At 71.7% G+C, this 24,995-nt stretch carries 20 protein-coding genes; 6 read left to right on the top strand and 14 right to left on the bottom strand.

The features are described 5' to 3' along the window. Positions 1-7: 7 nt before the first annotated feature. The 4 genes from pbpC to FMM06_RS01490 are packed head-to-tail and all read right to left on the bottom strand — an operon-like array spanning position 8 to position 9,969. Entirely contained in the window at positions 8-2,083 is a 2,076-nt protein-coding gene (gene pbpC, locus FMM06_RS01505; protein WP_143554456.1) for a penicillin-binding protein 1C, read from the bottom strand. After that, positions 2,080-7,848: an alpha-2-macroglobulin family protein gene (locus FMM06_RS01500; RefSeq protein WP_185964993.1), complete on the bottom strand. Its 5,769-nt coding sequence runs from the start codon at positions 7,846-7,848 to the stop codon at positions 2,080-2,082. The genes pbpC and FMM06_RS01500 overlap by 4 nt, the downstream gene beginning before the upstream one ends. A 46-nt stretch (positions 7,849-7,894) precedes the next feature. Then, positions 7,895-9,136, bottom strand: coding sequence for an RsmB/NOP family class I SAM-dependent RNA methyltransferase (locus FMM06_RS01495; RefSeq protein ID WP_143554454.1), 1,242 nt, complete (start codon positions 9,134-9,136; stop codon positions 7,895-7,897). Further along, a complete protein-coding gene (locus FMM06_RS01490; RefSeq protein WP_143554453.1) occupies positions 9,133-9,969 on the bottom strand; it encodes an SDR family NAD(P)-dependent oxidoreductase in 837 nt (278 codons plus the stop codon). Before FMM06_RS01490 ends, FMM06_RS01495 begins: the two co-directional genes overlap by 4 nt. Positions 9,970-10,040: 71 nt before the next feature. On the opposite strand from FMM06_RS01490, the gene FMM06_RS01485 reads away from it, so the two are divergent. Further along, complete coding sequence (locus tag FMM06_RS01485) at positions 10,041-10,217, top strand: DUF1674 domain-containing protein (RefSeq protein ID WP_143554452.1); 177 nt, start codon at positions 10,041-10,043, stop codon at positions 10,215-10,217. Here the strand turns inward: FMM06_RS01485 and FMM06_RS01480 are convergent. From FMM06_RS01480 to FMM06_RS16915, 3 genes are read right to left on the bottom strand one after another with little or no spacing between them, the layout of a single operon-like run. Further along, the gene (locus FMM06_RS01480) at positions 10,214-11,188 is read right to left on the bottom strand and encodes an NAD(P)H-dependent glycerol-3-phosphate dehydrogenase (protein WP_143554451.1); all 975 of its coding nucleotides are present in this window, start codon (positions 11,186-11,188) and stop codon (positions 10,214-10,216) included. The two genes, FMM06_RS01485 and FMM06_RS01480, sit on opposite strands and share 4 nt — an antisense overlap. Beyond that, entirely contained in the window at positions 11,185-12,219 is a 1,035-nt protein-coding gene (gene tsaD, locus FMM06_RS01475) for a tRNA (adenosine(37)-N6)-threonylcarbamoyltransferase complex transferase subunit TsaD (protein ID WP_143554450.1), read from the bottom strand. The genes FMM06_RS01480 and tsaD overlap by 4 nt, the downstream gene beginning before the upstream one ends. Continuing rightward, positions 12,216-13,064, bottom strand: coding sequence for a GNAT family N-acetyltransferase (locus FMM06_RS16915; RefSeq protein ID WP_207790222.1), 849 nt, complete (start codon positions 13,062-13,064; stop codon positions 12,216-12,218). The genes tsaD and FMM06_RS16915 overlap by 4 nt, the downstream gene beginning before the upstream one ends. 30 nt (positions 13,065-13,094) lie before the next feature. Between FMM06_RS16915 and hemC the strand changes: the two genes are divergently transcribed. From hemC to FMM06_RS01455, 3 genes are read left to right on the top strand one after another with little or no spacing between them, the layout of a single operon-like run. After that, positions 13,095-14,000 (top strand): hydroxymethylbilane synthase, encoded by a 906-nt coding sequence (gene hemC / locus FMM06_RS01465; protein WP_143554449.1) that lies wholly within the window; start codon positions 13,095-13,097, stop codon positions 13,998-14,000. 3 nt (positions 14,001-14,003) lie between these two features. After that, positions 14,004-14,651: a uroporphyrinogen-III synthase gene (locus FMM06_RS01460; RefSeq protein WP_143554448.1), complete on the top strand. Its 648-nt coding sequence runs from the start codon at positions 14,004-14,006 to the stop codon at positions 14,649-14,651. Positions 14,652-14,658: 7 nt separating this feature from the next. Further along, positions 14,659-15,660, top strand: coding sequence for a hypothetical protein (locus tag FMM06_RS01455; RefSeq protein ID WP_143554447.1), 1,002 nt, complete (start codon positions 14,659-14,661; stop codon positions 15,658-15,660). Here FMM06_RS01455 and FMM06_RS01450 read toward each other — a convergent pair. The 3 genes from FMM06_RS01450 to FMM06_RS01440 all read right to left on the bottom strand — a co-directional run bounded on the left by FMM06_RS01450 (position 15,657) and on the right by FMM06_RS01440 (position 20,115). Then, the gene (locus FMM06_RS01450; protein WP_143554446.1) at positions 15,657-15,875 is read right to left on the bottom strand and encodes a DUF3072 domain-containing protein; all 219 of its coding nucleotides are present in this window, start codon (positions 15,873-15,875) and stop codon (positions 15,657-15,659) included. The two genes, FMM06_RS01455 and FMM06_RS01450, sit on opposite strands and share 4 nt — an antisense overlap. A gap of 71 nt (positions 15,876-15,946) precedes the next feature. After that, a complete protein-coding gene (locus FMM06_RS01445) occupies positions 15,947-18,406 on the bottom strand; it encodes a TonB-dependent receptor (protein ID WP_235889014.1) in 2,460 nt (819 codons plus the stop codon). Between the two features lie 68 nt (positions 18,407-18,474). Continuing rightward, complete coding sequence (locus tag FMM06_RS01440) at positions 18,475-20,115, bottom strand: tetratricopeptide repeat-containing sulfotransferase family protein (RefSeq protein ID WP_207790264.1); 1,641 nt, start codon at positions 20,113-20,115, stop codon at positions 18,475-18,477. Between the two features lie 49 nt (positions 20,116-20,164). On the opposite strand from FMM06_RS01440, the gene FMM06_RS01435 reads away from it, so the two are divergent. Continuing rightward, positions 20,165-21,025 (top strand): S-methyl-5'-thioadenosine phosphorylase, encoded by an 861-nt coding sequence (locus FMM06_RS01435; RefSeq protein WP_143554444.1) that lies wholly within the window; start codon positions 20,165-20,167, stop codon positions 21,023-21,025. Here the strand turns inward: FMM06_RS01435 and FMM06_RS01430 are convergent. After that, a complete protein-coding gene (locus FMM06_RS01430; protein WP_235889012.1) occupies positions 21,017-21,952 on the bottom strand; it encodes a radical SAM protein in 936 nt (311 codons plus the stop codon). The two genes, FMM06_RS01435 and FMM06_RS01430, sit on opposite strands and share 9 nt — an antisense overlap. Before the next feature lie 46 nt (positions 21,953-21,998). Between FMM06_RS01430 and FMM06_RS01425 the strand changes: the two genes are divergently transcribed. After that, positions 21,999-22,982: an SDR family oxidoreductase gene (locus FMM06_RS01425; RefSeq protein ID WP_143554442.1), complete on the top strand. Its 984-nt coding sequence runs from the start codon at positions 21,999-22,001 to the stop codon at positions 22,980-22,982. Here the strand turns inward: FMM06_RS01425 and FMM06_RS01420 are convergent. The 3 genes from FMM06_RS01420 to FMM06_RS01410 are packed head-to-tail and all read right to left on the bottom strand — an operon-like array spanning position 22,933 to position 24,961. Further along, positions 22,933-23,655 (bottom strand): glycosyltransferase, encoded by a 723-nt coding sequence (locus tag FMM06_RS01420; protein ID WP_143554441.1) that lies wholly within the window; start codon positions 23,653-23,655, stop codon positions 22,933-22,935. The two genes, FMM06_RS01425 and FMM06_RS01420, sit on opposite strands and share 50 nt — an antisense overlap. After that, positions 23,652-24,203 (bottom strand): TIGR04282 family arsenosugar biosynthesis glycosyltransferase, encoded by a 552-nt coding sequence (locus FMM06_RS01415; RefSeq protein ID WP_143554440.1) that lies wholly within the window; start codon positions 24,201-24,203, stop codon positions 23,652-23,654. The genes FMM06_RS01420 and FMM06_RS01415 overlap by 4 nt, the downstream gene beginning before the upstream one ends. Then, the gene (locus FMM06_RS01410; RefSeq protein WP_143554439.1) at positions 24,200-24,961 is read right to left on the bottom strand and encodes a Rieske 2Fe-2S domain-containing protein; all 762 of its coding nucleotides are present in this window, start codon (positions 24,959-24,961) and stop codon (positions 24,200-24,202) included. Before FMM06_RS01410 ends, FMM06_RS01415 begins: the two co-directional genes overlap by 4 nt. Positions 24,962-24,995: the final 34 nt, after the last annotated feature.

The following is a 24,995-nucleotide window of genomic DNA, read 5'->3' as shown; positions in this document are numbered from 1 at the left end:
CGTGCGGCTAGCGCACCGTCACGAGCGCGGTATCGAGCGGCTTGCCGTCGCGCGCGCGCAGCGTGATGCGGTGTGCGCCGGGCAGCGGCGGCCAGAGCGCCCCGGTCAGCGGCAGCGCCCGCCCGTCGATGTCGAGGCGCATGCCGGGTGCTGCTCCACCGACGCGGATCGCGACGCGCTGGCGGTCGCGGGGGATATCGGGATCGAGCGCGATTACCGCGCCGTTCGCCGGGCTGAGCAGGCGCGGCCGCTCGGCGGCGGCGGGGGCGACGCGGACGGTGTCGAGCTCGGTGCCCGGCATGAACAGCTCGCTGCGCGGCGGCTCGATGGCGGGGACGAAGGTGACGCGGTGGCGCACGGTGCCGGGGGCGGGCAACCCGCTGGCGGGGGCGTCACGGTGCAGCCACGCCATAATCTCTCGCCACACCGGCGCGCCGCCGCTGACCCCCGACACGCCCGCGCCCATCGCGTCGCCCTCGAAATTGCCGACCCAGACCGCGACCGTGAAGCGATCGGTGAAGCCGATGCACCAGTTGTCGCGCAAGGCCTTGGACGTCCCCGTCTTGACCGCCGCCGGGAAGGGCAGCGCGAAGCCGTTCGCGGTGCCGAAGGTCGCGGTGCGCGCTGCGGGGTCGCTCAGGATGTCGGCAACGATGGCGGCGGCAGTCGGGTCGAGGACGGCGCGCTCGGTCACGGTCACCGGTGTCAGCCGCAGCGGCGACCAGCGCCCGCCACGCGCCAGGCTGCGATAGGCGGCGGCCTGTTCGACGAGCGTGACCTCGGCCGAGCCGAGCGCGAGGCTGAAACCGTAGTAATCGCCCTCGCGGCTGATGCCGCGGTAACCGGTGTCGAACAGGCGCTCGCGGAAGGCATCGACGCCGACCAGCAGCAGGGTCCGCACCGCCGGGACGTTGAGGCTGTTGCCCAGCGCCGACCGCACGCTGACCGGCCCCCGGAAGGTCCGGTCGTAGTTCTGCGGGATGTAGAGGCCGCTCGCGGTGTCGAGATCGACGGGGCTGTCGTCGAGGACCGAGGCGGCGGTCAGCAGGCGGCGCTCGATCGCCAGACCGTACAGGAAGGGTTTCAGCGTCGACCCCGCCTGGCGCGGTGCGGCGGCGCCGTCGACCTGGGGGCTGGTCGACGCCGCGCCCGCCGACCCGACATAGGCGAGGATGTCGCCGCTCTCATTGTCGACCACGATGACCGCGCCGTCGCGGACGTTTCGCGTGCTCAGTTCGGCGAGGCGGCGGGTCAGCGCTTCGGTCGCGAACGCCTGGACGTCGGCGTCGACCGTCGTGCGCACCTCGCGCGTCGCGGGGCCGAGCAGGCGCGCGGCGAGGTGGGGGGCAAGGTGCGGTTGGACGAGCGCCGCCCGCGGCCCCAGCATCCGGTCGGCAGTGGCGAGCAATGCCGTGCAGTCGCCCTCACCCCGGCAGGCACGCGCCGCGACCCGCGCCGGCGACGCGGCGGGCGCGGGGATCAGCGCCGCGAGGATGCGCGACTGGGCGGCGTCGAGCGCCGACGGCGGCACCCCCGCGAGGCCCCGCGCCGCGGCATCGACCCCGACCAGATCGCCGCGCCACGGCAGCAGGTTGAGCCACGCCTCGAGGATCTGGTCCTTGCTCCAGCGGCGTTGGAGCGCCCAGGCCGCGCGCATCTGGCGCAGCTTCTGCAGCGGCCCCCGCGACCCCGACCGTCCGAGCACCGGGTCGAGCAGCCCCGCCAGCTGCATGGTGATCGTGCTCGCCCCGCGCAAAGGCCGCCCGCGCAGCCGGTCGCGCACCGACCCCGCCAGCGCCCGCCAGTCGACGCCGCCATGGTCGCGGAAGCGCCGGTCCTCCTGCGCGATCGCCGCATCGACCAGCGGTGCGGCGATGCGCGTCAGCGGCACCCAGTCGAGGCGGCGCACCTTGGGGTCGGCGCGCACGACCTCCAGCACCCGCCCGTCGCGCGCGAGCAGGCGCGCCTCGCTGCTGACCCACGCGGCGCGGACTTGCGGATAATCGGGGAGTGCGGGGGGCCAGGTGACGATCGCGAGAATGACCGCGACCGCCAGCCCGGCGGCAATCGCCCAGCGCTTCACTTCGCCGCCGCCACCTCGACGATGCGGTTGGGGATCAGCGCCATCATCTCGGGCGAATACAGCGCCGCGACCTTGGTCGGCGGCAGGCGGAAGACGCCCTGGCTGCCCAGCCGCAGCGTGTATTCATAGACCACGGGCGCCTTCGGCATCCACGCGAAGTGCGCGTGCACGGCGTCCGCCTTGCGCTCGACGAAGGTCGGCTGCAGCCCCTGTGCGGTGCCGCCCGCGAGGATCTGCGAGCGGCCGCCGAGCGACCCGCCGAGGATCGTCGCGCCACCGGGAACGGGGTCGTCGATGACCACCCACTCGACCGGGGCGCGCGACGTCACCTCGATCCGCACGCGCATCACGTCGCCGCGCGACCAGCGGTCGGGCAGCGCGCGCGACACCGGGAACACCTGGCGGCGCACCGCGAAGCCGCTCGCGAAGCTCTTGGTCAGCGGCACCGCGGCGCGCGCGGTGATCGTTGCCCAGGGCGCGCCGGAGCCGGTGTGCGTCGCGGCAAGCGGCGCGCGCGCCGGCGGCCAGGCCAGGGTCTGCGGCGCGGGGTCGCCCGACCCCCAGGCGAAATCGCGTGCCGCGGCCCCGACGGTCACGCGCGTCGTGCCGCCGACGGGCACACGCTCGAAGCGGCGCGAGAAGTCCGCCATCGCCAGCGTACCGACGGCGTTGGCGGGCGTCGTGTCCCAGTGCCCCTTCTGCTGGCGCAGCATCAGCGCCTTCGCCAGCGCCCCGATGTCGTCGCGCCAACCGGGCAGCGGTGCGACGGTGGTCAGCAGGCGCGCTGCGGTCGTGTCGCCACTCGCGAGGACCTGCCAGGGGTCGTCGGCGCGCGCCAGCGTCAGGCGCGTGCCCTGCAGGTCGAGACGCGCGCGCAGCACGTTCTCCGCCTGCGTCAGCTTCGTCGCCGCATCGGGAATGCCGGGCAGGCGTTGCAGGATATAGGCCCAGTCGACGACGCCGATCGTCGGCCAGGCGTCGGGAGTCAGCGCCAGCGGCTCGACCATCGTCGGCGTCGCCGACCCCGCCGCGGTCAGCGCCGCGACCGCCGCCAGCCGCCGCGTCGCGAGATCGCCGCCGAAGCCCGCAACCTCCGCGTCGCCCGTGCCCTTGTCGATGACCAGCACCTCGGCGTGGCTGCGCACCGTGCGCCCGGCGACGAAGCTCTGCAGCCCCGCGATCATCCGTTCGCGCGCCTCGGCGGGCAGCGCCCAGCCCGCGTCCGCCGACAGGCGCAGGATGTACGCGGTCAGGCTGTCGTCGCCGGCGATCCACGACGCGGGGAAGAAACGCACCAGCCCGTCGGGGTCGAGATAGGCGGGCAGAGCCGCCGCGGTGCGGTCCCACATCGCACGGTCGCCGAGAGACACGGCGCGGCTCAACTGCTGCTCGATACAGTCGTAGGGGTAGGCGGCCATGTAGGCGCGCACCCCCGGCAGCGTGCCGCCCAGTGTCCGGCTGAGCGCGATGTCGATGCCGCCGCGTCCGGGAAGCCCGCCGACGGGCAGCGCGACGGGGAACTGCGTCGAGGGCGAGAGCTGGACGAGGCTCGCCTGCCACACGGTGACGGGTACCGCGGGCGCGATTGTCTGGACAACCTGCACCCGGTCGCGGTTGGCGCTCGCGACCGCGTCGACGCTCCACGGCAAGGGCTCGGACATCGGCGGCGCGACGACCGCCCAGCCGACGGTGACGGCGTCATTCGCCGCGACATCGACGGTGCGCGCCGGCAGCGTCAGCGTCCCCGCGCGGCCGGTCAGCGTGATGCGCATCGGCTTCGCGGTGGCGTTGCGCGCCAGCACGGTCGCGACATAGCGGTCGCCTTCGCGCACCAGCGGCGGGATACCGGGCAGGATCTGCAGCGGCTGCGTCGTCCGGATCGTCGCGCTGCCCGTGCCGAACAGATCGGCCCCCGCGCTCGCCACCGCGACGAGACGGAAGCCTGTCAGCGCGTCGTTCAGCGGCACCGCGACGCGCGCGCGGCCCTGCGCGTCAAGCGGCACGCGTGCCCGCCACAGCAGCAGCGGCTGAAAATCGCGCCGCACGTCGCCGCCGGCGCCCTCGCCGCCGCCGCCGCCCGCGGCGACCGCCTTGCGGCCATAGTGGCGCTTGCCGACGACCTGTCCCTGCGCGGTCGAGGTCTGCACCCAGACTGGCCGCTCCGCCATCATCGCGGTCAGCACGTCCCAGCTGGCATTGTCCTGCAGTTGCAGCAGCGCCTCGTCGACGGCGGCGAAGGCGATCTCCGCCGACGGCAGCGTGCGACCCTTGGGCGCGGTCACCTGCACCGCGACCTGCGCGACCTTGCGCACGCCGTAGGTCGGCGCGTCGCTTGCGACCTTCACCCCCAGCCGGTGATCGTCCCAGCCGACGCGCAGCTTGACCATGCCGAGGCGGTAGCTCGGCTTGGCGAGGTCGACGAGCGCGGTCGGCGACGCGGCGTCGCGGCTGATCCACGGCAGGTTCCAGCGCCGCGCGAGGTCGGCCAGCCACAGCCGCCACCCGGCGACGCGCCCGCGCACCGCGAGCACCGAGACATAGACGTCGGGGGCATAGCCGCGCTTCATCTGCACCTCGACGACGGGATCCTTACCGTCGAGCTGCGTCACGAAACTGTCGATCACCCCGTCGCGCAGCACGCTGACCAGCGCGGTCGCGCTGCGGAAGGGCATGCGGACCTGCAGCCGCGCGACGCCGTCCGCAGCGACCTCGGGAGCCTCCGCCACGACATCCATGCGGTCGCCGTTGTCGCCGCCGAACCACCAGTCGTCGTCACCCGCAAGCCAGACCGACTTGGTGGCGGTCGAGACGCGGCCGCTCGAGTCGGCCACCGTCGCCTGGGCGATGACCTCGCCCGACACGCCCACGTCGATGGCGCAGCTGACGAGACCCTTGTCGTCACTGGTGCCGGTACAGTCGGCGTCGAGCTGCTTGGTCTCGCGGCTGTTGTCGTAGGCGTAGAAGCCGCCGATCAGGCGCTTGCGGTACGAGTAGGTCTCGCGGCTGAACAGCGCGACCTTGACCCGAGCACCCTTGACCGGGCGGTTGTCGAGATCGAGCACGACGAGCTTCAGCCGCAGATCGTCGGCCTTCATCAGCCAGCCGTCGCCGGCGATGCCGACACGCAGGGACGAAGGGTCGAGGTCGATATTGGCGCTGACCGTCGCGACCTCGCCGTTGGCGTCGTCGTAGTCCATTTCGGCGACCAGCCGCGACGGGCGGGTCACCGGGGTCAGCTTGCCGACCGTGACGCGCGCGCCGCCGTTCGCAGCGAGGGTCACCGGCTCGACCGAGGCGCGCATCGGGCCGGCGCTCTCGGCCTCCTCGCCGCCGCCGAGCGGCACGATGCCCGCCTTCACCGGCTCGCCCGCAAAGGTGAAGCCCGGATAGTCGGCGATCTCGACGTCGCGCGTCTCGACGAGCGTCCGCAGCTTGACCGGCGCGCGCGCCACGGCGCCGCCCGACAAATAGGTCAGCGACAGGTCGATCGGCACCGCGGTCGGCGCGACCTGCTTGGCGGCGGGCCCGCGCACCGTCGCGCGGATCGTCGGCAGGCGGAACTCGTCGACCTTGAAGCTGCCCGACACCTTGCGGTCGGTCGCGCCGGTCTCGGCGATCGACACCTCGTAATCGCCCTGCGCGGCGTCCTTGGGCACCGCCCATTCGCTGACCCCGACCCCGTCGCGGCCAAGCGCGAGGGGCAGCTCATAGCTCTGGTCGGAGCCGGTGTGGCGGATGACGACGCTGGGGTTCTTGGGCAGCTCGGCGGGGAAACCCAGGCCCCGGTCGCTGCGCGTGCGGATGAAGTGCTTGATGTGGACGGTCTCGCCCGCCTTCAGCAGCGTGCGGTCGAAGACGCTGTGATAGGTGTCGTTGTCGCGGCCATAGCCGGTCGGCAGCTGGAAATCGCCGGGCTGGATGCCCTGATTCCAGGTGGTGATCGTGAAACTATAGTCGTCCACAGTACGCGCGCTGACCATCAGCGGCGGCTGGCTGTAGCGGCAGCTGCCATAGCTTGCGGGGTCGGGCAGATCGCCGATCACGGCGCGGCCGCTGCGGTCGGTGGTGCCCGTCCACAGGACCTGGCCCGAGCAATAATCGCTGACCGCAATCTTCGCGCCCGCGACGACGGTCGCATCCTTCAGCCGCGTCACCCACGCAAGACTCCGGCCGCGGCCCCACTGGAAATGCACCGCCATGTCGGTGACCAGCGCGCCCGCCGCGACATAGCGCGTGCCGCCCTTGCTGAGCAGCGCGCGCCCCAGGATCGGTGAGGCGATCTCGACGACGTGGAAGCCATTGGTCTTGAGCGGGATGCCCACGACCTCGAAGGCGCGGGCGCCACCGGGCTTGGGGATGGTCAGCGCGCGTGCATCGGCGCCGGCTTGGATCAGCGGCGTCGAGCGGGTCGTGTTGATCGTCTGCGTGTCCTTGGTGCCGGCGATCGGCTCCTGATAGCTGGTGTCGGTTTCTGCCTCTTCGAGCGCGCGCAGCCAGCGGGCGACGGTCGCGTCGCTGTCGACGGCGATGGTGCGGGCGTTGAGCGGCACGGTGCTGAGGCCGCGCGCCGGCGCCTCGATGCCGCGCAGCGTGACCGGCAACACGCCGCCCTCGGCCGCCTCGACGATGCCGAACGGCCCGGCGAACTTGGCGAGCGGCGGCAGGTCGCCGGTCGCGACCTCGAGCGGGAAGCGCGCGGCGTTGGCGAGCGTGCGGCCCGCGTCGTCGGTCAGCCCGGCGGGCATCTCGACGCGGTATTTCGCGCGCTCGTCGAAGGGGCCGGAGAACTTGACCCAGCCGATCGTCGTCTTGCGCCCCTCGATCTTGTCGGCCGCGACGCTGCCCGATGGCCCGACGAGGCGGACCTTCGCCGCGAGTTCGACGGGCACCTCGCCGGTGAACGCGACGCGCATCGCCTCGAGCGGCGAGCAGGCGGCGGCCGCGTTGACGCGCGAGCATTCGAAGCGGGCGGCGAACGCCGCGCGGACCTGGAAGTCGAGGCGGCGCGGCGCGGCGGTGACGAGGCCAGCGGGGCTCGCGATGCCCGCACCCCACAGGATCGCGACGCGCCCGCCCGCCGGGAAGGCGCGGCGGCATTTGGCGGCGACGATCTCGGCGCGCGGCGGGATCTCCTCGCCCTCGTACTCGGCCTTGCGCTGCCCCGCCTCGCCGAGGAAGCGGCGCACACTGTAGTCCTGGCCCGCTTCGCTGAGGATCTTGTCGCGCGTTGCGTTGGGCAGCAGGTCGAGCGGCACCGCCTCGCCGACGCCCTCGATCGTGCACGACGCGTGCGCCGCGACGCTCGCCGGGGTCGGCAAGGCGTTGAGCGCGAGCAGGAAGACCGAGTCCTCCTCGATCGACCCGCTGTCCTCCTGCGGGATGATCGAGCGGATGTTGGGCCCGCCGGTGTCGAAGGCGAAGGTCGTACGGCCAACAACGCGTGCGCCGGCGGCGTCCTTGAGGCCCGGGGTCAGCGTATAGGTGCAGCGCAGGCCGCCGGGCAGCGGTGCCGACAGATCGACCGCAAAGGTCCGCGCGTCGACCCAGCGGCCGGGCGCCTTCGCGGTGCAGTTACCCGTCCCCGGCGCAGGCAGGCGCGGATCGCCGAACGCCACCATCGGCGTCGCGAAGCGGATCTTGATCTGCTCGACGCGCTCGACGCTGCCGCTGGGCGAAAACAGCTCGACGCCCGCCTGCGGTGCACTCGCCGCGCGCACGCCCAGGCCCGCGGCGACGACGAGCAAAGCGGGGATGACGACGCGCATTCCGCCCATGATGCGCGTGGGTTGTGACACGCGCAAGGCGGGTCCGTTACGCCGTCAGCCGCGCGATGAAGAAGCCGTCGCAGCCCCCCGCATCGCCCAGCACGCCGGGCACCAGCCGCACGATGCCGGAAGCCGGAACGACGCCGGCGGGCAGCTCGTCCGGCTGAATCGCCTCCACCGCGCGGCCAGCGACCTGGTCCTCGCCCTCGCGCACGTCGAGCGAGCAGGTCGAGAACACCAGTCGCCCGCCCGGCGCGAGCCAGCCGAGTGCGCGGTCGAGCAGCGCCCGCTGCAGGCCCAGCACGGGCGTCAGGTCGCGCGCGCCCTTCAGGTGCAGCACGTCGGGATGGCGGCGGAACACGCCGGTCGCCGAGCACGGCGCGTCGAGAAGGATGCGGTCGAACTGCCCTTTCGGCTGCCAGGTCAGCGCGTCGGCGGTGACGATCTCCGCGCTGAGCCCGGTGCGCGTCAGGTTCTCGCGCACCCGCGCCAGCCGCTGGCTCGACACGTCGAGCGCGGTCACCGTACCTCCCGCTGCCGCCAGCTGCATCGTCTTGCCGCCGGGCGCCGCGCACAGGTCGAGGACGCGCATCCCCGGCTGCACGCCGAGCAGGCGCGCCGGCAGCTGCGCGGCGATGTCCTGCACCCACCACGCGCCGTCGGTATAGCCCGGCAGCATCGGGATCGCGGTGCCGCCCGCAAGCCGCACATGTCCGGGCATCAGGCTGGTGCCGCCGAGTTTCTCGACCCATTCGTCGGTCGTCGCGGGGTCGCGCAGCGTCACGTCGAGAGGCGGTTCGTGCGCCAGCAGCGCCGCGGCCGCAGCGGGCACGTCCTCGCCCCACATCGCCCAGCGCGTCGCAAAATCGCCGGGCAGCGTCGGCAGGTCGGGCAGTTTGGCCCCTTCGCGGAACAGCCGCGACAGCACCGCGTGCGCGAGACGGCGCGGACCGCCCTCCAGCTGCGCCAGCGTCGTCGCGATCACCGCATGGTCGGGCGTGCCGAGCAGCAGGTGCCCCGCCATGCCGGTGCGCAGCGCCATCCGCGCCCGCGCATCGTCGGGCAGCGGCCGCTGCGTCGCGCCGTCGATCAGCGCGTCGAGGTCGGGCAGCCAGCGCAGCACGCTGCTCGCGAGATTGCGCGCCAGCGCCCGGTCGTCGGGCCGCTTGATGCCGCGCAAAGCGCCGTCGAGCGCGCCGTCGAGCGGCAGGCCCTGCTTGAGCACCGCATCGAGCAGCCGTGCCGCACCGCGCCGCGACGCGAGGCCGGGGGGATCGGGGGCCCTCAAGTCGCTTTCTGCTTGTTCAAGAATCTACCGATCTTCTGAAAATAAGTGTTGGGATACAGCCGCGTCAGCCAGTCGATCATCTTCGCGTCGGGGCCGATCAGCACGCGGTGAAGCCCCTTCTCCATGCCGTCGACGATGACCTTCGCCGCCTGCGCGGGCGTCGTCGGCGAGCTCTTCTCGAAGGCGTCGGCATGGTCGAAGTCCGACGGCACGGGCATCGTGCCGACCAGCTTGCCGTTGCGCACGACATTGGTCTTGATCCCGCCCGGGTGGACGCGGACGACGCGGATTTCGGGATGACTGACCGCGAGCTCGAGGTGCAGCGCCTCCGACAGGCCGCGCACCGCGAACTTCGACGCGTTGTACGCCGCCTGCCCCGGATAGCCCATCATGCCGAACACCGAGCTGAGGTTGACGATCCACGCCGCGGGGCGGCCCTTCAGGTGCGGCAGCGCGTGCCGGCAGCCGCTGACCACGCCGTCGAAGTTCACTGCCATGACGCGGTCGAAATCGGCCTCGGGCGTCTCGATGAACGACCCCATCACGGTCAGCCCGGCATTGTTGATCACCGCGTCGAGCCCGCCGAACTCCGCCGCCGCGCCGTCGAGCCAAGCCTTCACCCCGGCGTCCTCGCTGACGTCGAGCACCGTCGTCGCGTGGTGCGCGTTGCCGAGCAGCCGCGAGGTCTCGGCCAGCGTTTCGGCGTCCTTATCGGCCAGCGCCAGGCGGCAGCCCTTGCCCGCCAGAAGCACCGCGAGCGCGCGCCCGATGCCGCTGCCCGCGCCGGTCAGTGCGACGATCCGCCCGTCGAGCGTCGCGCGTGCATAGGTCATCGACGGGTCCCCTTCGCCGTTCCCCGGCGTTAAGAAGCGACTAGCGCAAGCGGCGCGCACGGAGAACCCCCATGGCATCGCGGCCCGATTACGAAGACGACGACCTCCCCCCCGGCCTGCTCCCCGCCGAACCCGAGCCCGAGATGGAGCCGAGCGTCCTGCCCGAACCCGAGATGGGCGGCCGGGGCGGGCTCGACCCGGTGCGTTACGGCGACTGGGAAAAGGGCGGGATCGCGGTCGACTTCTAGCCTTCCCGCCCCAACGGTCGGCTGAGCAGGGCATCGATGGTCTCGGCCACTTCGGCCCCATCGAGCAGCGCGGCGACCGCCGCCGCGATCGGCATTTCGACCCCTGCCGCGCGCGCCGCCGCGACGAGCACCGGCGCGGTCGCCGCACCCTCCGCCACCGTGTCGCGGCTGCCCAACAGTTCGGCGGCCGACCGGCCTTTGCCCAGGCCGATGCCGAGGCTCATGTTGCGCGACTTCGGTGACCCGCAGGTCAGCACGAGGTCGCCGAGCCCCGACAGCCCGCCCAACGTCTCGACCCGCCCGCCGCGCGCGGAGGCGAAGCGCAGCATCTCGGCATAGCCGCGCGACAGCAATGCCGCGCGGGCGTTCTCGCCGAGCCCCCGCCCGATCACGACGCCGCAAGCGATCGCCAGCACGTTCTTGACCGCGCCGCCGATCTCGGCCCCCGTCACGTCGTCGGTCAGGTACGGGCGAAAGCGCGGCGTCGCGAGCAGTTCGACGAGGCTCTCGCCCACACCTGCGTCGGCGCACGCCAGCGTGATCGCGGTCGGCAGGCCGCTTGCGACCTCGGCGGCGAAGGTCGGCCCCGACAGCACCGCGCACGTCGCCTGGGGGTTCGCCTGCACCGCGACCTCGGCCATCAGCAGATGCGTGTCGGCCTCGATCCCCTTGGCGCACAGCACCAGCGTGCGCGGCCCCGACGGGGCGGCGGCGATAACGCTGCGCAGATGCTGCGCGGGCGCGACGACGAGCCACGGGTCGCAGGCATCGAGATCGGCGAGGCGCGTCGTGGCGGCGATGCCGGGCGGCAGCGCGACGCCGGGCAGAAAGCGCGGGTTGCCCTCCCTGGCGTTGATCCCATCGACGACCGCGCCCTCGCGCGCCCAGAGCAGCACGTCGAGCCCCTTGCCCGCGAGCACGCACGCCAGCGCGGTGCCCCACGCGCCGCCGCCGATCACGCCGACCTTCATGCCTTGATCCCTGCACCGCGCGCGATTTCCGCATCCGGATCGAGCGGCCAGCGCGGCCGCGCCGGCGCGTCGAGCCCGTCGACCAGCCCGAGCGCCAGCCGCTCTGCCCCGGCCCAGGCGATCATCGCGGCATTGTCGGTGCACAGCCACGGCGGCGGCGCGACGAACCTCGTGCCGTGCGTCGCGGCCAGACCCGCCAAAGCTGTCCGGACAATGCCGTTCGACGCGACCCCGCCCGCGACGACGAGGGCTTTCGCCTCGGGCATGCTGCGCAGCGCGCGCTGCGTCCGGTCGACGAGGCAGTCGACCGCCGCCGCCTGGAACGACGCGGCGAGATCGGGGATGCCGTAATTGCCCGTCGCATGCGCGCGCAGCACCGCGCTTTTCAGCCCGGCGAAGGAGAAGTGCGGCTCGGGCCAGCCGACCATCGGGCGCGGCAGCGGCACCGCCCGCGCGTCGCCCTCGCGCGCCGCCCGCTCGACCGCCGGCCCGCCGGGGAATCCCAGCCCCAGAATCTTCGCGGTCTTGTCGAACGCCTCGCCGACCGCATCGTCGATCGTCGTCGCGAGACGCCGGTAGCGCCCGACCCCTTCGACCGCGAGCAGCTGGCAATGCCCGCCCGAGACGAGCAACAGCAGATACGGAAACTCGAGCTCCGCATCGACGAGCCGCGGACTGAGCGCGTGCCCCTCGAGATGATTGACCGCGAGCAGCGGCTTGTGCGCGGCAAGGCACAGCGCCTTGGCGGTGACCAGCCCGACCATCACCCCGCCGATCAGCCCCGGCCCGGCCGTCGCGGCGATCGCATCGACGTCCGCGAGCCGCACCCCGCCGTCGCGCAGCACGCGCTCGATCATCGGCGTCAGCGCCTCGACATGCGCGCGCGCCGCGAGTTCGGGCACGACGCCGCCGAACGGCCGATGGTCGGCATCCTGGCTCGCCACCGCCTGCGCGACGATACTGCGGTCGCCGCGGACCAGCGCGACCGCGGTCTCGTCGCAGCTCGATTCGATGCCGAGGATCAGCGTCATAGTGCGGCGACCAGGCGGAAACGCTCGCAGCACAGCGGCATGTCGGAGGCGAAATGCCCGTTGCGCTGGAAGTAGGCGCGATGCTCGCGCTGCCACGCCGCGAGGCTGCGGTCGTCCTCGCCCTCGTCGAACGCGAAGCCGGCATCGACCTCGTCGAAGCGACGGGTCGTCAGTTCGACCGTCTCGAGCAGCGCGCGCGGTGCACCGGCGCCGTCGAGCGCGGCCCAGCGGCCGCCGATCGCCGACCCCTTCAGTCCTTCGCGCGCGTCCCAGCAGGTCGCTGTCTTGACGCCCGCCAGCACCAAGGCGAGCAGCGTGTCGGCCAGTGCCGGCCCATCGCCGAAGCGTTCGCGGGGGCAATCGCCTGGTCCGCGCTGCCAGGCATAGAGGATCTCGGGCTCGCCCTCCTCGTTGCACGTGCCGTCGCGATGCTCGACCGCCACGAAGCCGCGCCGCTCGTAGAATTGCCACGCCGCCTCGTTGCGCTCGAAAACCACGAGCGTCAGCCGCTCCGCACTCGCCTTGGCGAGATCGAGCAGCAGGCTACCGACCCCCTGCGACTGGTGCCCGGGCGCGATGAACAGCTGGTCGACGAGGTCACCCCGCAGCGCGATGAAGCCGAGCAGGCGGTCGTCGGCGAAGGCCCCCCAGACCGGCCCCGCGTCGATCAGCGTGTCGGCGAAGAAGCGTATGAATCCGGCCTCGTCGTGCCGCCCGGCGAGCCAGGGCAGGCGATCCTCGTACGACGCGCGGTGCAGCGACCCGGCGACCGGGGCGTCGGCGCGGGTCAGCCGCCGCACGGTGACGGGCGGCGACGATGCGATTGGGGCGGGGCTGCTTGCCATGTCGCGGCTGCCCTAGCACAAGGCGCGGGCATGACGACAAATCTGAAGCTCGGGACGCGCGGTTCGCCGCTGGCATTGGCGCAGGCGAACATGGTGGCGGGTGCGCTCGCCGTGCATGGCACGACCTGCGAGATCGTGGTGATCACGACGACGGGCGACCGCGTCCAGGACAGGCCGCTCGCCGAGATCGGCGGCAAGGCGCTGTGGACCAAGGAACTCGACGCCGCGCTGATCGACCGCCGCATCGATTTCGCGGTGCATTCGATGAAGGATGTCGAGACCGACCTGAACGACGGCGTCGCGCTCGCTGCGATGATGCCGCGCGCCGATGTCCGCGACCGGCTGATCGGTACGGCGACGCTGGGCGCGCTGCGCCACGGTGCGAAGGTCGGCACGTCGAGCCCCAGGCGGGCGGCGCAGCTGCTCGCCCGCCGGCCCGACCTCGTCATCGAGATGCTGCGCGGCAATGTCGCGACGCGGCTGGCGCGGATCGCGGCGGGCGATTTCGACGCAACGCTGCTGGCGGCGGCGGGGCTCGACCGGCTCGGCATCGACGCGGGGCATGCGCTGGAGATCGACGACTGGCTGCCCGCGCCGGCGCAGGGCGCGGTGGGCATTGCGATCCGCAAGGGCGACGCGGCGGTGGGCGACGCGGTGGCGCGCATCGACGATGCCGACACGCATGCGGCGGTGCTGCTCGAGCGCCACTTCCTCGCGTGCCTCGACGCCGACTGCCACTCGCCCGTCGCGGCGCTGGCGCGCGTGGCCGACGGTTCGGTCAGCTTCTCCGGCGAGATCATCCGCAACGACGGGACGGAGCGGCAGCACGGTGCGACGCACGCGCCGCTCGCGGGCGCCAGGGATGCAGTCGCGTTGCTCGCGGCCGAGCTGCTGGCGCGCGCCTCGCCGGAGCTGCGCGCGCAGTTCGGAGAGTAAAGCCTGCGCGTCCTCGTCACCCGGCCGGAACCCGCCGCGTCGCGGACGGCCGGGCGGCTGCGCGCACTTGGGCATGAGCCGATCGTCGCGCCGCTGCTGATTCCTCGGGCGGTGGCGTGGGAATTGCCGCCGGGCGACTGGCAGGCGGTGGCGTTCACCTCAGCGGCCGCTCCGGCGCTCGGTGGTGATTTGGCCGCGCTGGCGCACCTGCCCGCCTACGCCGTGGGTGCGGCGACCGGCGAGGCGGCGCGCGCGGCGGGGTTCTGCGATGTCCGGGTCGCCCGCGGCGATGCAAGCGCGGTGTTCGCGCAGGCCGCCGGCGACGGGGTCACTCGGCTGCTGCATCTGGCAGGGGCCGACCGCAGTGCGGCGGTGGTGCCCGAAGCGCTGAGCGTCGGCGTGGTCACCGTCTATGCTGCCGACCTCGCCGAAGCGTTGCCGGCCGAAGATTTCGACCTCGCGCTCCTCTACTCGGCCCGCACCGCCGCGCGCTTCGCCGCGCTGTTCAGCGGTGACCCTGCGGCCGTGCGCATCGCCGCGCTGAGCCCCGCCATTGCCGCCGCCGCGGGCACTGGGTGGGCGGCAATCGCGGTCGCAGCCGAGCCGACCGAGGATGCGCTCTTTGCCGCCGCGCGTCTGGCGTGCGAATAGGGCGCCCATGGATGCCAGCGAAGAACCGGCCGATGCCACCGAACGCCTGCGCGCGCGCCTGGCGGGCAAGCCGATCGCGATGACCCCGCCGCCGCGGCGCGGGGTGGTACCGTGGGTGCTGGCCGCCGCGCTGTTCACCTTCGCGCTCGGGCTGATCGCCAACCCCTGGTTCGAGCGCAACATCCGCTCGCAGATCCCGGGCTTCGCCGACGTCGAGACCAGCACCGGCGTCGATCCTGCCGTCGTTGCGGCACTCGATGCGCGCCTGCGCGCGGTCGAGGCGCGCGCCCCGCAGCAATTGGTCGCGCCCGTCGCGGCCCCGCAGAGCAACGAGCGCGTCGCAGCACTCGAGGCACGGCTGGAGGGTCTCGAGCGCACCAGCGATGCGGGCACCGCGCGGATCGACACATTGACCGGCAGCGTCGCAGCGCTGACCGGCCGCGTCGATGCGAACGCGGGCCAGACGGTGCTGACCCTGCAGGCCGCGCGCGTCGATGCCGACCGGGCGCAGGGTGCGCTCAGCGTCCTCGCGGCACGCCGCGCGATCGAGGCGGGACGCTGGACGCCGGGCCTCGCGACGCCGTTGCGCGCGCTGTTCGCCGACACCCAGGGCCCCCAGGTCGAGGCGGTGGTGGCACTCGGCAGCGCGCCGGTCACGCCTGCGACGCTGCGCGCCGGGCTCGCCCGCCTGCGCGGCACTGCGCCCGCCCCCGATGCCGGCTGGTGGGGCCGCTTCACCGCAGGGCTGGCGAGCGTCGTCGAGGTGCGCGAACGCAGCAATGCCCGCGCCGACGATCCGATGGCGCGCGCTGATGCCGCGCTCGCCGCGGGCGATGTCGCGAGTGCGGTCGCGGCCGTCGAGCGTTTGCCGCGCGGGCCGGGCACGACCGCCTGGCTCGCATCTGCGCGGCGCTTGCAGACGGGATGGCGCGCGCTGGCGGTACTCGAGGAGGCGGCGCTGACGCTCCGCCCCGTCGCCGCGCTGCCCCTGCCCCTGCCCCTGCCCTAGCGGCCGCGCCCGGTCTGCTCCTGCAACTCGTCGATGCGGATCGACGCGTCGGCCTTGTTGAGCTCGGGGTCGAACTCCTCGTGTGCCTCCTCGCTCAGCGTCTTCAGGTACGACGCCTGCGCGCCGGTCATCGGCTCGTCGCCCGTCGTCCAGTCGGCGGGGTCCTTCTCGGCATTCGACGTCGGGTTGGTCTTGGGGTTCTCGGTGTCGCTCACAATGATCTCCACGAAAAAAGGACGCGGAGGAGAACCCCCCGCGCCCCGATTTCGTTCCCGGCTTGTTCTGCCTAGAACTTGGTGCCGACCTTCAGTCCGATCGTCCGCGGGCGGATGACATAGGTGTAGAAGATGCCGCCCGACGCGGTGACGCCGTCGGGATCGCCGCAGATGCTTTCCCCGCACTGCACGCTGCGCGACGTCTGGCCGTTCACGTCGAAGATATTGGTACCGTAGAGCTCGGCGGAGAAGCGCCCGGTCTTGAAGCCGACGCTCAGATCGACCGTCGTATAGCCCGGAAAGTCGCCGACGATCGCGCGCGTGGCCGGACGCAGGTCGCCCAAGCGCTTGCCCTCGCGCACCACCGCACCCTGGATGTGCGCGTCGATGCCGTCGCGGACCTCGACCTCATAGCGCGCCACGGCATTGCCCTTGAAGCGCGCGGTGTCGGGCAGCCGCGTGCCCGCCGGAGCCAGCACCGAGTTGGCCGCGCCTCCCGGCCCGGGGATCGTGCAGTCCTGCGTCGAATTGGCGGAGGCGCAGAAGTCGGTGACCAGCTTGGCGTTGTTGTAGCTGCCGCTGACCCCCAGCGTCAGGCCCGTCGTCGGCTGCACATTAAGGTCGAATTCGAAGCCGCGGATGCGCGCGTTGCCGGCGTTGCGGATGATCGTCAGCCCGTTCTCGCCCAGCGACGAGAACTGCACGTCGTCCCAGTCGAGCTGGTAGATCGCGCCGTTGAACCGGACCTTGTTGTCGGCAAAGCTTGTCTTGAAGCCCAGCTCGTAATTGTCGAGCACGTCGGGGGCATAGGGCTCCACCGTTCCGCGCCGGTTGATGCCGCCCGGGCGGAAGCCCCGGCTGAAGGTCGCATAGACCAATGCGTCGTCGTTGATCTTGTAGGTCAGATTGACCTTGGGCAGCCAGTCGGTGTCCTTGGTGCGCCGGTCGAGATTGATACAGGGCGCCCCGGCGACGGTGTTCGGCACCGGCGTACCCGCCGGATTGGAGCGCCGCGTCGTCCCGTCGGTATTGAAGCACGCGGCCTCGCCGGTGCGGCTGCTGAATCCGGCGGCATAACCGAAGAAGCCGACCAGCGAGTTGTCGTACTTGTAGACGCGCGTCCCAGCGGTCAGCGTCAGCTTGTCGGTGATGTCGTACGCCAGCTCGCCGAACACCGCATAGTCGCGGTCGACGCGGACCTGCTTGGTCAGCCAGATGTTGCTGTCGGTGCCCTTCACCGTGATGATGTCGGCGATATTGTCGATGATGTAATTTTCTTCGATGCCGTTCTTCTGGCGCTGGTAGAACAGGCCGGCGATCAGCCGCAGCCGCTTGTCGGCGGGCGAGGCGATGCGGAATTCGTGGCTCTGCTTGGTGAAGCGCGGCTTCGAGATGATGTACTGGTTCGGGCTGACCAGGTTTCCGGCATTGTCGCAGATGTACGCCCCCGACCCGTTCAGCGCGTCGTAGAAATAGGAATAGTCGGAGTAGTCGGAGATGCCGTCGATGTTGCGCTTCAGATAGGCGCCGGCATAGGTCAGCGACCAGTCGCCGACCTTGCCCTCAATGGTCAATGACGCTTGGTACCAGTCGTCGGTATTGAACTCGGGATTGAACTGGGCGACCTGGCGCTTCTTGGCACGGCCCGATTCCTGGCCGAAAAAGCCGTCCGACCGCTGCTTCTGGCCCATGATCGCGGGCGTGATCGTCCAGCTGTCGTCGAGTTCGATGCCCAGCGCGATGCGCCCGCCATAGGTCTCGACGTCGTTATAGTCGTCCTCGACGAACGGCGCGGTGGTGGCGAGGATGCCGGACACCGGGAAGCGTCGCGTCGCCAGCACATTGTCGATGAAGCCGGCGTCCTTGTCGTACCAGCCGACGGCGCGGACCGCGATCTTGTCGCTCAGCGGCACGTTGACGAAGCCCTCGGCGACATAGCCGAACTCGCCGTCGGTGACCTTGTTGACCTCGAAGTCGAAGGCGCCCGAGAATTTCGACGGGTCTGGCTTGTTGGTGATGATGCGGATCGTGCCGGCTTCGGACGAGCTGCCGTACAGCGTGCCCTGCGGCCCGGCGAGCGCCTCGACGCGCGCGATGTCGTAAAGGTGGATGTCGAGTGCGCCCTGGATCGTCGTGATCGGCTGCTCGTCGAGATAGATACCGACGGTCGGCTGCGATGACGAGTGGTTGGCGTTCTCCCCCGACGACACACCGCGGAAATAGACGCGCGCGCTGCCGGGACCGGCGGTCTGATAGGTCACCGACGGCAAGAAGCGGACATAATCGTCGAAGGCCTGCACCTGCAGCTGGTCGAGCCGCGCCTGGCCCAGAACCTGGATCGACATCGGCACGTCCTGAAGGGTCTCGTTCGTCTTGCGTGCCGTGACGACGATGTCGGCGAGCCCTTCGTCGACGTCGGCCGCGGCGACCTCGGTGGGCGGCACGGTCTGCGCCAGCGCCACGCCGGGTAGCGCCAGCGCGCTGGTCAGCCACAGCGCGATACGGGTCGAGCGGCGGACGTTGGTCGGCATTGTGAAAACCCCCATTGAAAGCGTCGATCCCACCCAAGACGCCGATGTGCGTTTTCTAACGCTACACCTCAGGGGATAGGCTGTGACACAATCGCGTAGCTGTCCAGCGCTTTTCCGAGCGAATCTTTCAACGGACCCAACCAAAGGTTATAGTGTTGCCAATGATCCACAGCCGAGGCGTAGAGCGGCTGGCGCACCTGCTCCGAACTCGCGGTGCGCACGGCGCGGTCGGTCTCGTGGAAATTCCGGCACGCCGGTTCGTAGTCGAGCCCGCAATAAGCGAGCAGCGCGGCGATCTCGGTGTCGGGATCGGCGATCATCGTCTCGTAATCGACGCGGTGGACGCGGCCCGGCAGCACATCGTCGAAATGCGCCATCAGCGCGGCATAGTCGCGCCAATAGGCGCCGATGTCGCCAAGGTCGTAGGTGAACGCCTGGCCCCGCGCGAAATGCTGCTTGAACCCTGAGAAGCAGCAGCCGAGCGGGTGGCGCCGCGCATCGATGATCTTCGCTCTGGGCAGCATCAGGTGGATCAGCCCGACGTGCGCGAAATTATTGGGCATCTTGTCGATGAACAGCGGCTTCGCCGTCTTGCGCTGCACCCGTGTGCGGTCGAGATATTCGCGGCCCAGCGCCGCCAGCTCGTCGGCGCCCAGCCCACGCAGACGCTCGGCATAGCGTTCGCCGGGGTCGCCCTTCGCGCGCGCGCCGAGGCGGCGGGCGAGCGCGTTGACATCGGGCAGCTCCATCGTGCCCTCGACCAGCGAATGCGACGAGAGGATCTGCTCGATCAGCGTCGAGCCCGAGCGCGGCAGACCGACGACGAAGATCGGATCGGGATCGGGGCAGCCCTGCCCGGCGCGCGCCGCGAAAAATTCGCGCGTGAACAGTGCCCGTGCCGCCTCCATCGCCGCGGTGGTGTCGGCGGCGTCATAGTCGAGACCGGCGCGGCGCAGCGCATTACCCGCGGCATAATGGCGGAACGACGCGGCATAGTCGGCGCGGTCCTCGAGCGCCTTGCCGAGAGCGAAATCGAGGTGATAGCGCTCCTCGTCGTCGAGCTCGCCCGCCAGTGCGGCGCGCATCGCGGCGATGTCGGCGTCGTCGAAACGCACGGTCTTGAGGTTGGCGAGGCTCCACCACGCCTCGCCCAGCGACGGGGTCTCGGCGAGCGCGGTGCGATAGGCGGTGATGCTGTCGGCCTGGCGCCCGACGGTCTTCAGCGCATGGCCGTAGCTCATCCAGGTCTTCGCCTGTGCCGGATGCGCCGCCAGCACCTCGTCGTAAGTCGCGATCGCCTGCGTGTACTCGCCCAGCCGCACCAGGATCGCGGCGCGCAGGATGCGGTAGCCGGGGGCGTGCGGGTCGCGCTGCATCAGCGCGTCGATCTCGACGAGCGCCTCCTCGACCTTGCTCTGCCGGTGCAGCACGACCGCCAGATTGTGCCGCGCCGCGTCGAAGCCGGGGGCGAGCGCCAGCGCGCGGCGTAGCAATGTCTCGGCGTCGGCATAGCGCCCCAGCCGCCCCGCCAGCTCGGCGAGCATGCGGATCGCCGCGACCTCGTGCGGCCGCGCCTTCAGCCGAGCGCGCAGCAGCGCCTCGGCAATGTCGAGGCGGTTGTCGTTGAGCGCCTGCGCGGCGCGGATCATGTCGACATCGCGCGTCGCGGCGTCGAGCTGGGCGTCTAGGTCGACCGTTGCGGATGCCATCACGACAGGCGTTCTTGCGCGCCGCCACGCGCGTGTCAAAGTGCCCGCCATGAGTGACTGGACGATCGGCATCATCGGCGGCTCCGGCCTCTACGCGGTCGACGCGCTGGAGGGCGCGACCTGGACGCGGGTCGAAAGCCCGTGGGGCGAGCCGTCGGACGAGCTGTTGAGCGGCACCATCGCCGGGCACCGCTTCGTCTTCCTCCCCCGCCACGGGCGGGGGCATCGCCTGTCGCCGAGCGACCTCAACAACCGCGCCAATATCGACGTGCTGAAGCGCGCCGGCTGCACCGACGTGCTGGCGATCTCGGCCGTCGGCTCGCTGCAGGAGGGCTATGCGCCCGGGGATTTCGTCGTCGTCGACCAGTTCGTCGACCGCACCTTCGCACGCGCCAAGAGCTTCTTCGGCACCGGCCTCGTCGCGCACGTGTCGATGGCCGACCCCGTCTGCCCGCGCCTGTCGGCGCTGGCTGCCGACGCCGCCGGGCCGGGCACGCACCGCGGCGGGACCTACCTCGCGATGGAGGGCCCGCAGTTCTCGACGCGCGCCGAAAGCGAGCTGTACCGGTCCTGGGGCTGCGCGGTGATCGGCATGACGGGGATGCCCGAGGCCAAGCTCGCGCGTGAGGCCGAACTGCCTTACGCGCTGGTCGGCATGGTCACCGACTACGACTGCTGGCGCGTCGGCGAGGCGCCGGTCGAGGTGTCGGCAATCCTCGGGGTCATGCACGCCAACGCGGCGCGGGCGCGGGAGCTGGTCATCCGGCTGGCACACGCGCTGCCGCCGGAGCGGGTAGCTTCGCCGATCGACACGTGCCTCGACTGGGCGCTGATCACCGCGCCCGAAGCACGCGACCCGGCGCTCATCGCGAAGCTCGACGCGGTCGCGGGACGGGTGCTGTCAGCCTGAACAGCTCGCCCCGCCCAGCACGCAGAAGCGCGCGCAGTGCGGGTGGTTGAGCGGCACCGGGCGCGCCGCCTCGGCCAGCGTCGCACTAAGCTCGAATTGCGGGTCGTAGGCGAGCAGGGTGCACGCCAGCACGGCGGGCGCAGCGGCGCCCTTGCGGCGCACGACCATGCGGCTCGACGCGCACATGATGCTGTCGAGCGACACGCCGAGGATGCCCCAGCAGGCGGTGCTGATCTCCGGCACGTCGGCGGCCGCGTCCATCTCCGGGAAAAGCACGAGGTCCGGCTCGGGCAGGCCCAGCCCGGCGAACAACGCGGCGTAACCGCCGCGGGCGTCGGCGTCGCTTTCGGTGCCCAGATGCCGCCCTGCGATGGCGATGCGAAAGCCGTTGGCGCTCAGCCAGCGCAGGCCATCGATGGCGATGTCCCAAGTCCCGACGCCGCGCTCGGCCTCGTGCACCAACTTCGTGTAGTGATCGAGGCTGACGCGCATCGTCAGGCGCTCGCGCGGCAGCGCCAGCAACGCGGCCTCAAAGCGCCGCATCGGGCGCATCGCGTTGGTCAGCACGAGAACCTCGAAGCCGCGGTCGAGTGCCAGCGCGATCATCGCGGGCGCCTCGCGATTCATGAAGGGCTCGCCGCCGGTAAAGCCGATCTCGCGCGTCGGCAGGCCCTCGCGCGCGATTTCGTCGAGATAGGCGGTCATCTCGGCGAGCGTCAGATAGGCGAGCGCGTCGTTGGTCGGCGAACTCTCGATGTAGCAGGTCGCGCACGACAGGTTGCACAGGGTTCCGGTGTTGAACCACAAGGTGTCGAGGCCCCGCAGCGCCACCGAAGCACGCGGCTCGCCCTTCGCCGTCGTCGCCGGATCGCGGAATTTCTCCGCCGCGAGGGGCGGCGCGGTGACGGCGAAGGGCGACGGCAGCATCATCGCCGTATAGCCGCGCGGGCCGCGGGGCGGTAGGGCGGCGGGGATGCACATATTGGTCACCGGCGCGGCGGGCCTGGTCGGCGCCGACCTGTGCGTCCGGCTGCGCGAGCGCGGCCACCAGGTCACCGGCCTCGTCCACCGGCGTGGCGCGGACGGCGAAACGGTGGCGGGCGATGTCGCCGTAAAGGGTCTCGGCATCGACCTCCGGCCCGACCTCGTCGTGCACTGCGCGGCGATCACCGCCTTCGACGCCACACCCGAAGCGTACGCGCGGGTCAACGTCGGCGGCGCCGCTAATGTCGTGGCGTTCGCCGAAAAGATCGGCGCGCGGCTGCTCCACGTTTCCACGGCCTATGTCTGCGGGACGCGCGACGGGCGCATCAGCGAGGGCGAGGTCGGCGAGGCCTTCGTCAACGGCTATGAGGCGAGCAAGGCGTCGGCCGAGGCTTTGGTCCGCGCCAGCAGCGCGCCGTGGACGATCGCGCGGCCGTCGGTGGTGGTCGGCGACAGCATGACGGGCGCCATCGCCAGCTTCGAGAACATCTACCTGATCTTCCGCCTGATCGCCGAGGGGCGGGTGCGGACCCTGCCCGCGAGCGCACGCGCGACCCTCGACCTTGTGCCGATCGACCATGTGGGGCGCGGCCTCGTCGCGCTCGCCGAGACGCCGGCCCCGGGGGTGACGGTCCACCTGACCGCCGCCACGCCGACGCGCGTCCACGACCTCGGCGCGGCGATCGCTGCGGTGCCGGGACTGGGGCACCCGGAGTTCGTCGATCCCTTGGCTTTCGACGTCGCCGCGCTGCCTCCCGCCGAGCGGCGCTGGCATGCGGCGGCAGCGGCGCTCTACACGAACTATCTGACGCGCGCGCCGGTGTTCGACCAGGCCAACGCGAGCCGGCTCGTCCCGCCCTGCCCGCCGACCGACCGTGCGTGGCTCGACCGGCTGATCGCCTATTGCCTCGAGCGCGGCTTCGTCACCGCACGTCCGGATAATGCGCGCCCAGCTGCTTCGGGCGGATATTAAGGCCCCACAGCACGCCGACCTTCAGATAGACCCAGTTCGCGCGCCACTCGCCCCAGCGCGCGACGCGCCGGTCGCTGGTCAGCACGATGCGGTTGACCAGCCGCGTGCGACCCTGACCGACAATGCGGACGCACAGGTCGGCTTCCTCCATGACCATCATGCGCTCGTCGAAGCCGCCAACGGCCTCGAACGCGCTGCGGCGGAAGAACATCGCGTGGTCGCCGAACAACAGCCGCCCACCGCGCAGGAACAAGTGCGGGCGGAAGAGCAGCGGCGCGTACCAGGTCTTGATCCAGTTGTGGAAACTCGTGACCCAGCGGACCTTCTCTGGCCCCGACAGGATCGCGGTGAAGCCGCCCAGAACCGTGCGACCCGTCAGCGTGCGCTCGACCACGGCGATGCCGTCGTCGGGCAGCCAGGTGTCGACGTGCAGGATGCAGACGGCGGGCATGGTCGTCGCCGCGACCCCGGCGTTGGACTGCGCGGCGCGGCCCCGGCGCGCGGTGATGACGCGATGGCCGGCAGCGTCGACGATCGCCGCCGAACCATCCGCCGAGCCGCCGTCGACGAAGACGATCTCCGTCGGTGCCGGATCGAGGGCGCTCAGGCAGCGCAACAGGCGCGGCAGTGCCGCCGCCTCATTGAGCATCGGGACGACGAGCGCGACGCTCAAAAACCGGGCCAGCGCGCGAGATCGGCGGGGACGTCGAGGTCAGCCAAGCAGTCGAGCACCACCGGCGGCGCGGACAGGCGCGCGACCGTCTGCGCAAACACGCGCGGCCCGCCCCACGCGATGCCGTCGAACACCGGCGCGGGCGCGGCAAGGCCGAGCAGCCAATAGCCGCCGTCCTCGGCGGGGCCGATCACTGCCGCGGCATGCGCCAGAGCGTCGGCGGCCCGCTGGAGATGCGCATGCGTCAGGCCGGGGCAATCGGCGCCGATCAGGAGCACGGGCAGGTCCTCGGCGGCGCGCGCCAGGCGCTCGCCGAGGTCGCCGTCACCCTGGTCGATCGCGGCGACACCCAGCCAGTCCTCGAACGCCCCGACCTCAGCCCCCGTCGACCGCACCTCGCAGTGCAGCCCGCTCGCCAGCACCGTCGCCACCGTGTGCTCGGTCAACCGTCGGTGCAGGTCTGCAGCACCCGCCGCGCCGAGCGCCGGGATCAGCCGCGTCTTGGCCTTCCCGGCCTCGGGCCAGCGCGTGAACAGGCAGACCCTCATGCCCGATACGCCACCACGCGCCCATCCTCGACCGCGATGCGCGGCGCGGGGCCAAGGCGCAGGCCGCGGCCATCGGCGCTGCGGCCGGTCGTGACGTCGAACCGGTAGCCGTGCCACGGGCAGGTGACACAGCCGTCGACCACCGCCGCGTCGTCGAGCGGGCCGAGCCAATGCGGGCAGACGACACTGTGCGCGACGAGCGCGCCGTCCATCTCGACCAGCCGGAAACGCCCCGGGCCAAAGTCGAAGACCGTCCCCGCCCGCGCCTCACCAAGATCGACCCGCTCGGGCACCGCCACCCGCGCGCGCGGGGCGAGCGCCGCCTCGCGGTGGCGCATCATCGCCTCGTCCTCGTCCCACAGCCGTTCGTACGCCGCGACGAAACCCCGGCCGATCATCGCCAGCCGCTCGGGGTCGGCAACGGGGACGTGGTAATCGACGACGACGTGCGTCGCGTGCGCGCCCGTCGGGGTCAGCGCGACGCGAATCTCGCTGGTCTCGCCCGGCCCGGCCTCAGTCGTGACGCGGTACTGCCCGCCATCGAAGTCGCAATCGAGCCGCAGCTGCTGGTCCGGCCCGCCATGCCCGCGCAGGCGGATGCGCCACCCGTCGGCGCGCGCCTCGACGAGGTCGCACCCCGCGAAACTCGACGCGTGGAGCGCGGGCAGATGCTCCCAGTCGAGGACGTTCTCCCAAATGCGCGCCATGTTCGCCCGCACATCGCGCACGTACGTCCCGGCGAGGTTCAGTGCGGCCACGCACCTATCCTCGCATCGCCGCGCCGCCTCGGCT

Source organism: Glacieibacterium frigidum (assembly GCF_007097155.1).
Classification (GTDB): domain Bacteria; phylum Pseudomonadota; class Alphaproteobacteria; order Sphingomonadales; family Sphingomonadaceae; genus Glacieibacterium; species Glacieibacterium frigidum.
This window is presented reverse-complemented; position numbering and strand designations above follow the sequence as displayed.

Coding starts and splice junctions, on each gene's coding strand:
- FMM06_RS01500 (WP_185964993.1), bottom strand. CDS start 7,848: ATGCGCGTCGTCATCCCCGCTTTGCTCGTCGTCGCCGCGGGCCTGGGC.
- FMM06_RS01490 (WP_143554453.1), bottom strand. CDS start 9,969: ATGACCTATGCACGCGCGACGCTCGACGGGCGGATCGTCGCACTGACC.
- FMM06_RS01485 (WP_143554452.1), top strand. CDS start 10,041: ATGGCATCGCGGCCCGATTACGAAGACGACGACCTCCCCCCCGGCCTG.
- FMM06_RS01480 (WP_143554451.1), bottom strand. CDS start 11,188: ATGAAGGTCGGCGTGATCGGCGGCGGCGCGTGGGGCACCGCGCTGGCG.
- tsaD (WP_143554450.1), bottom strand. CDS start 12,219: ATGACGCTGATCCTCGGCATCGAATCGAGCTGCGACGAGACCGCGGTC.
- FMM06_RS16915 (WP_207790222.1), bottom strand. CDS start 13,064: ATGGCAAGCAGCCCCGCCCCAATCGCATCGTCGCCGCCCGTCACCGTG.
- hemC (WP_143554449.1), top strand. CDS start 13,095: ATGACGACAAATCTGAAGCTCGGGACGCGCGGTTCGCCGCTGGCATTG.
- FMM06_RS01455 (WP_143554447.1), top strand. CDS start 14,659: ATGGATGCCAGCGAAGAACCGGCCGATGCCACCGAACGCCTGCGCGCG.
- FMM06_RS01445 (WP_235889014.1), bottom strand. CDS start 18,406: ATGCCGACCAACGTCCGCCGCTCGACCCGTATCGCGCTGTGGCTGACC.
- FMM06_RS01440 (WP_207790264.1), bottom strand. CDS start 20,115: ATGGCATCCGCAACGGTCGACCTAGACGCCCAGCTCGACGCCGCGACG.
- FMM06_RS01435 (WP_143554444.1), top strand. CDS start 20,165: ATGAGTGACTGGACGATCGGCATCATCGGCGGCTCCGGCCTCTACGCG.
- FMM06_RS01430 (WP_235889012.1), bottom strand. CDS start 21,952: ATGCTGCCGTCGCCCTTCGCCGTCACCGCGCCGCCCCTCGCGGCGGAG.
- FMM06_RS01425 (WP_143554442.1), top strand. CDS start 21,999: ATGCACATATTGGTCACCGGCGCGGCGGGCCTGGTCGGCGCCGACCTG.
- FMM06_RS01415 (WP_143554440.1), bottom strand. CDS start 24,203: ATGAGGGTCTGCCTGTTCACGCGCTGGCCCGAGGCCGGGAAGGCCAAG.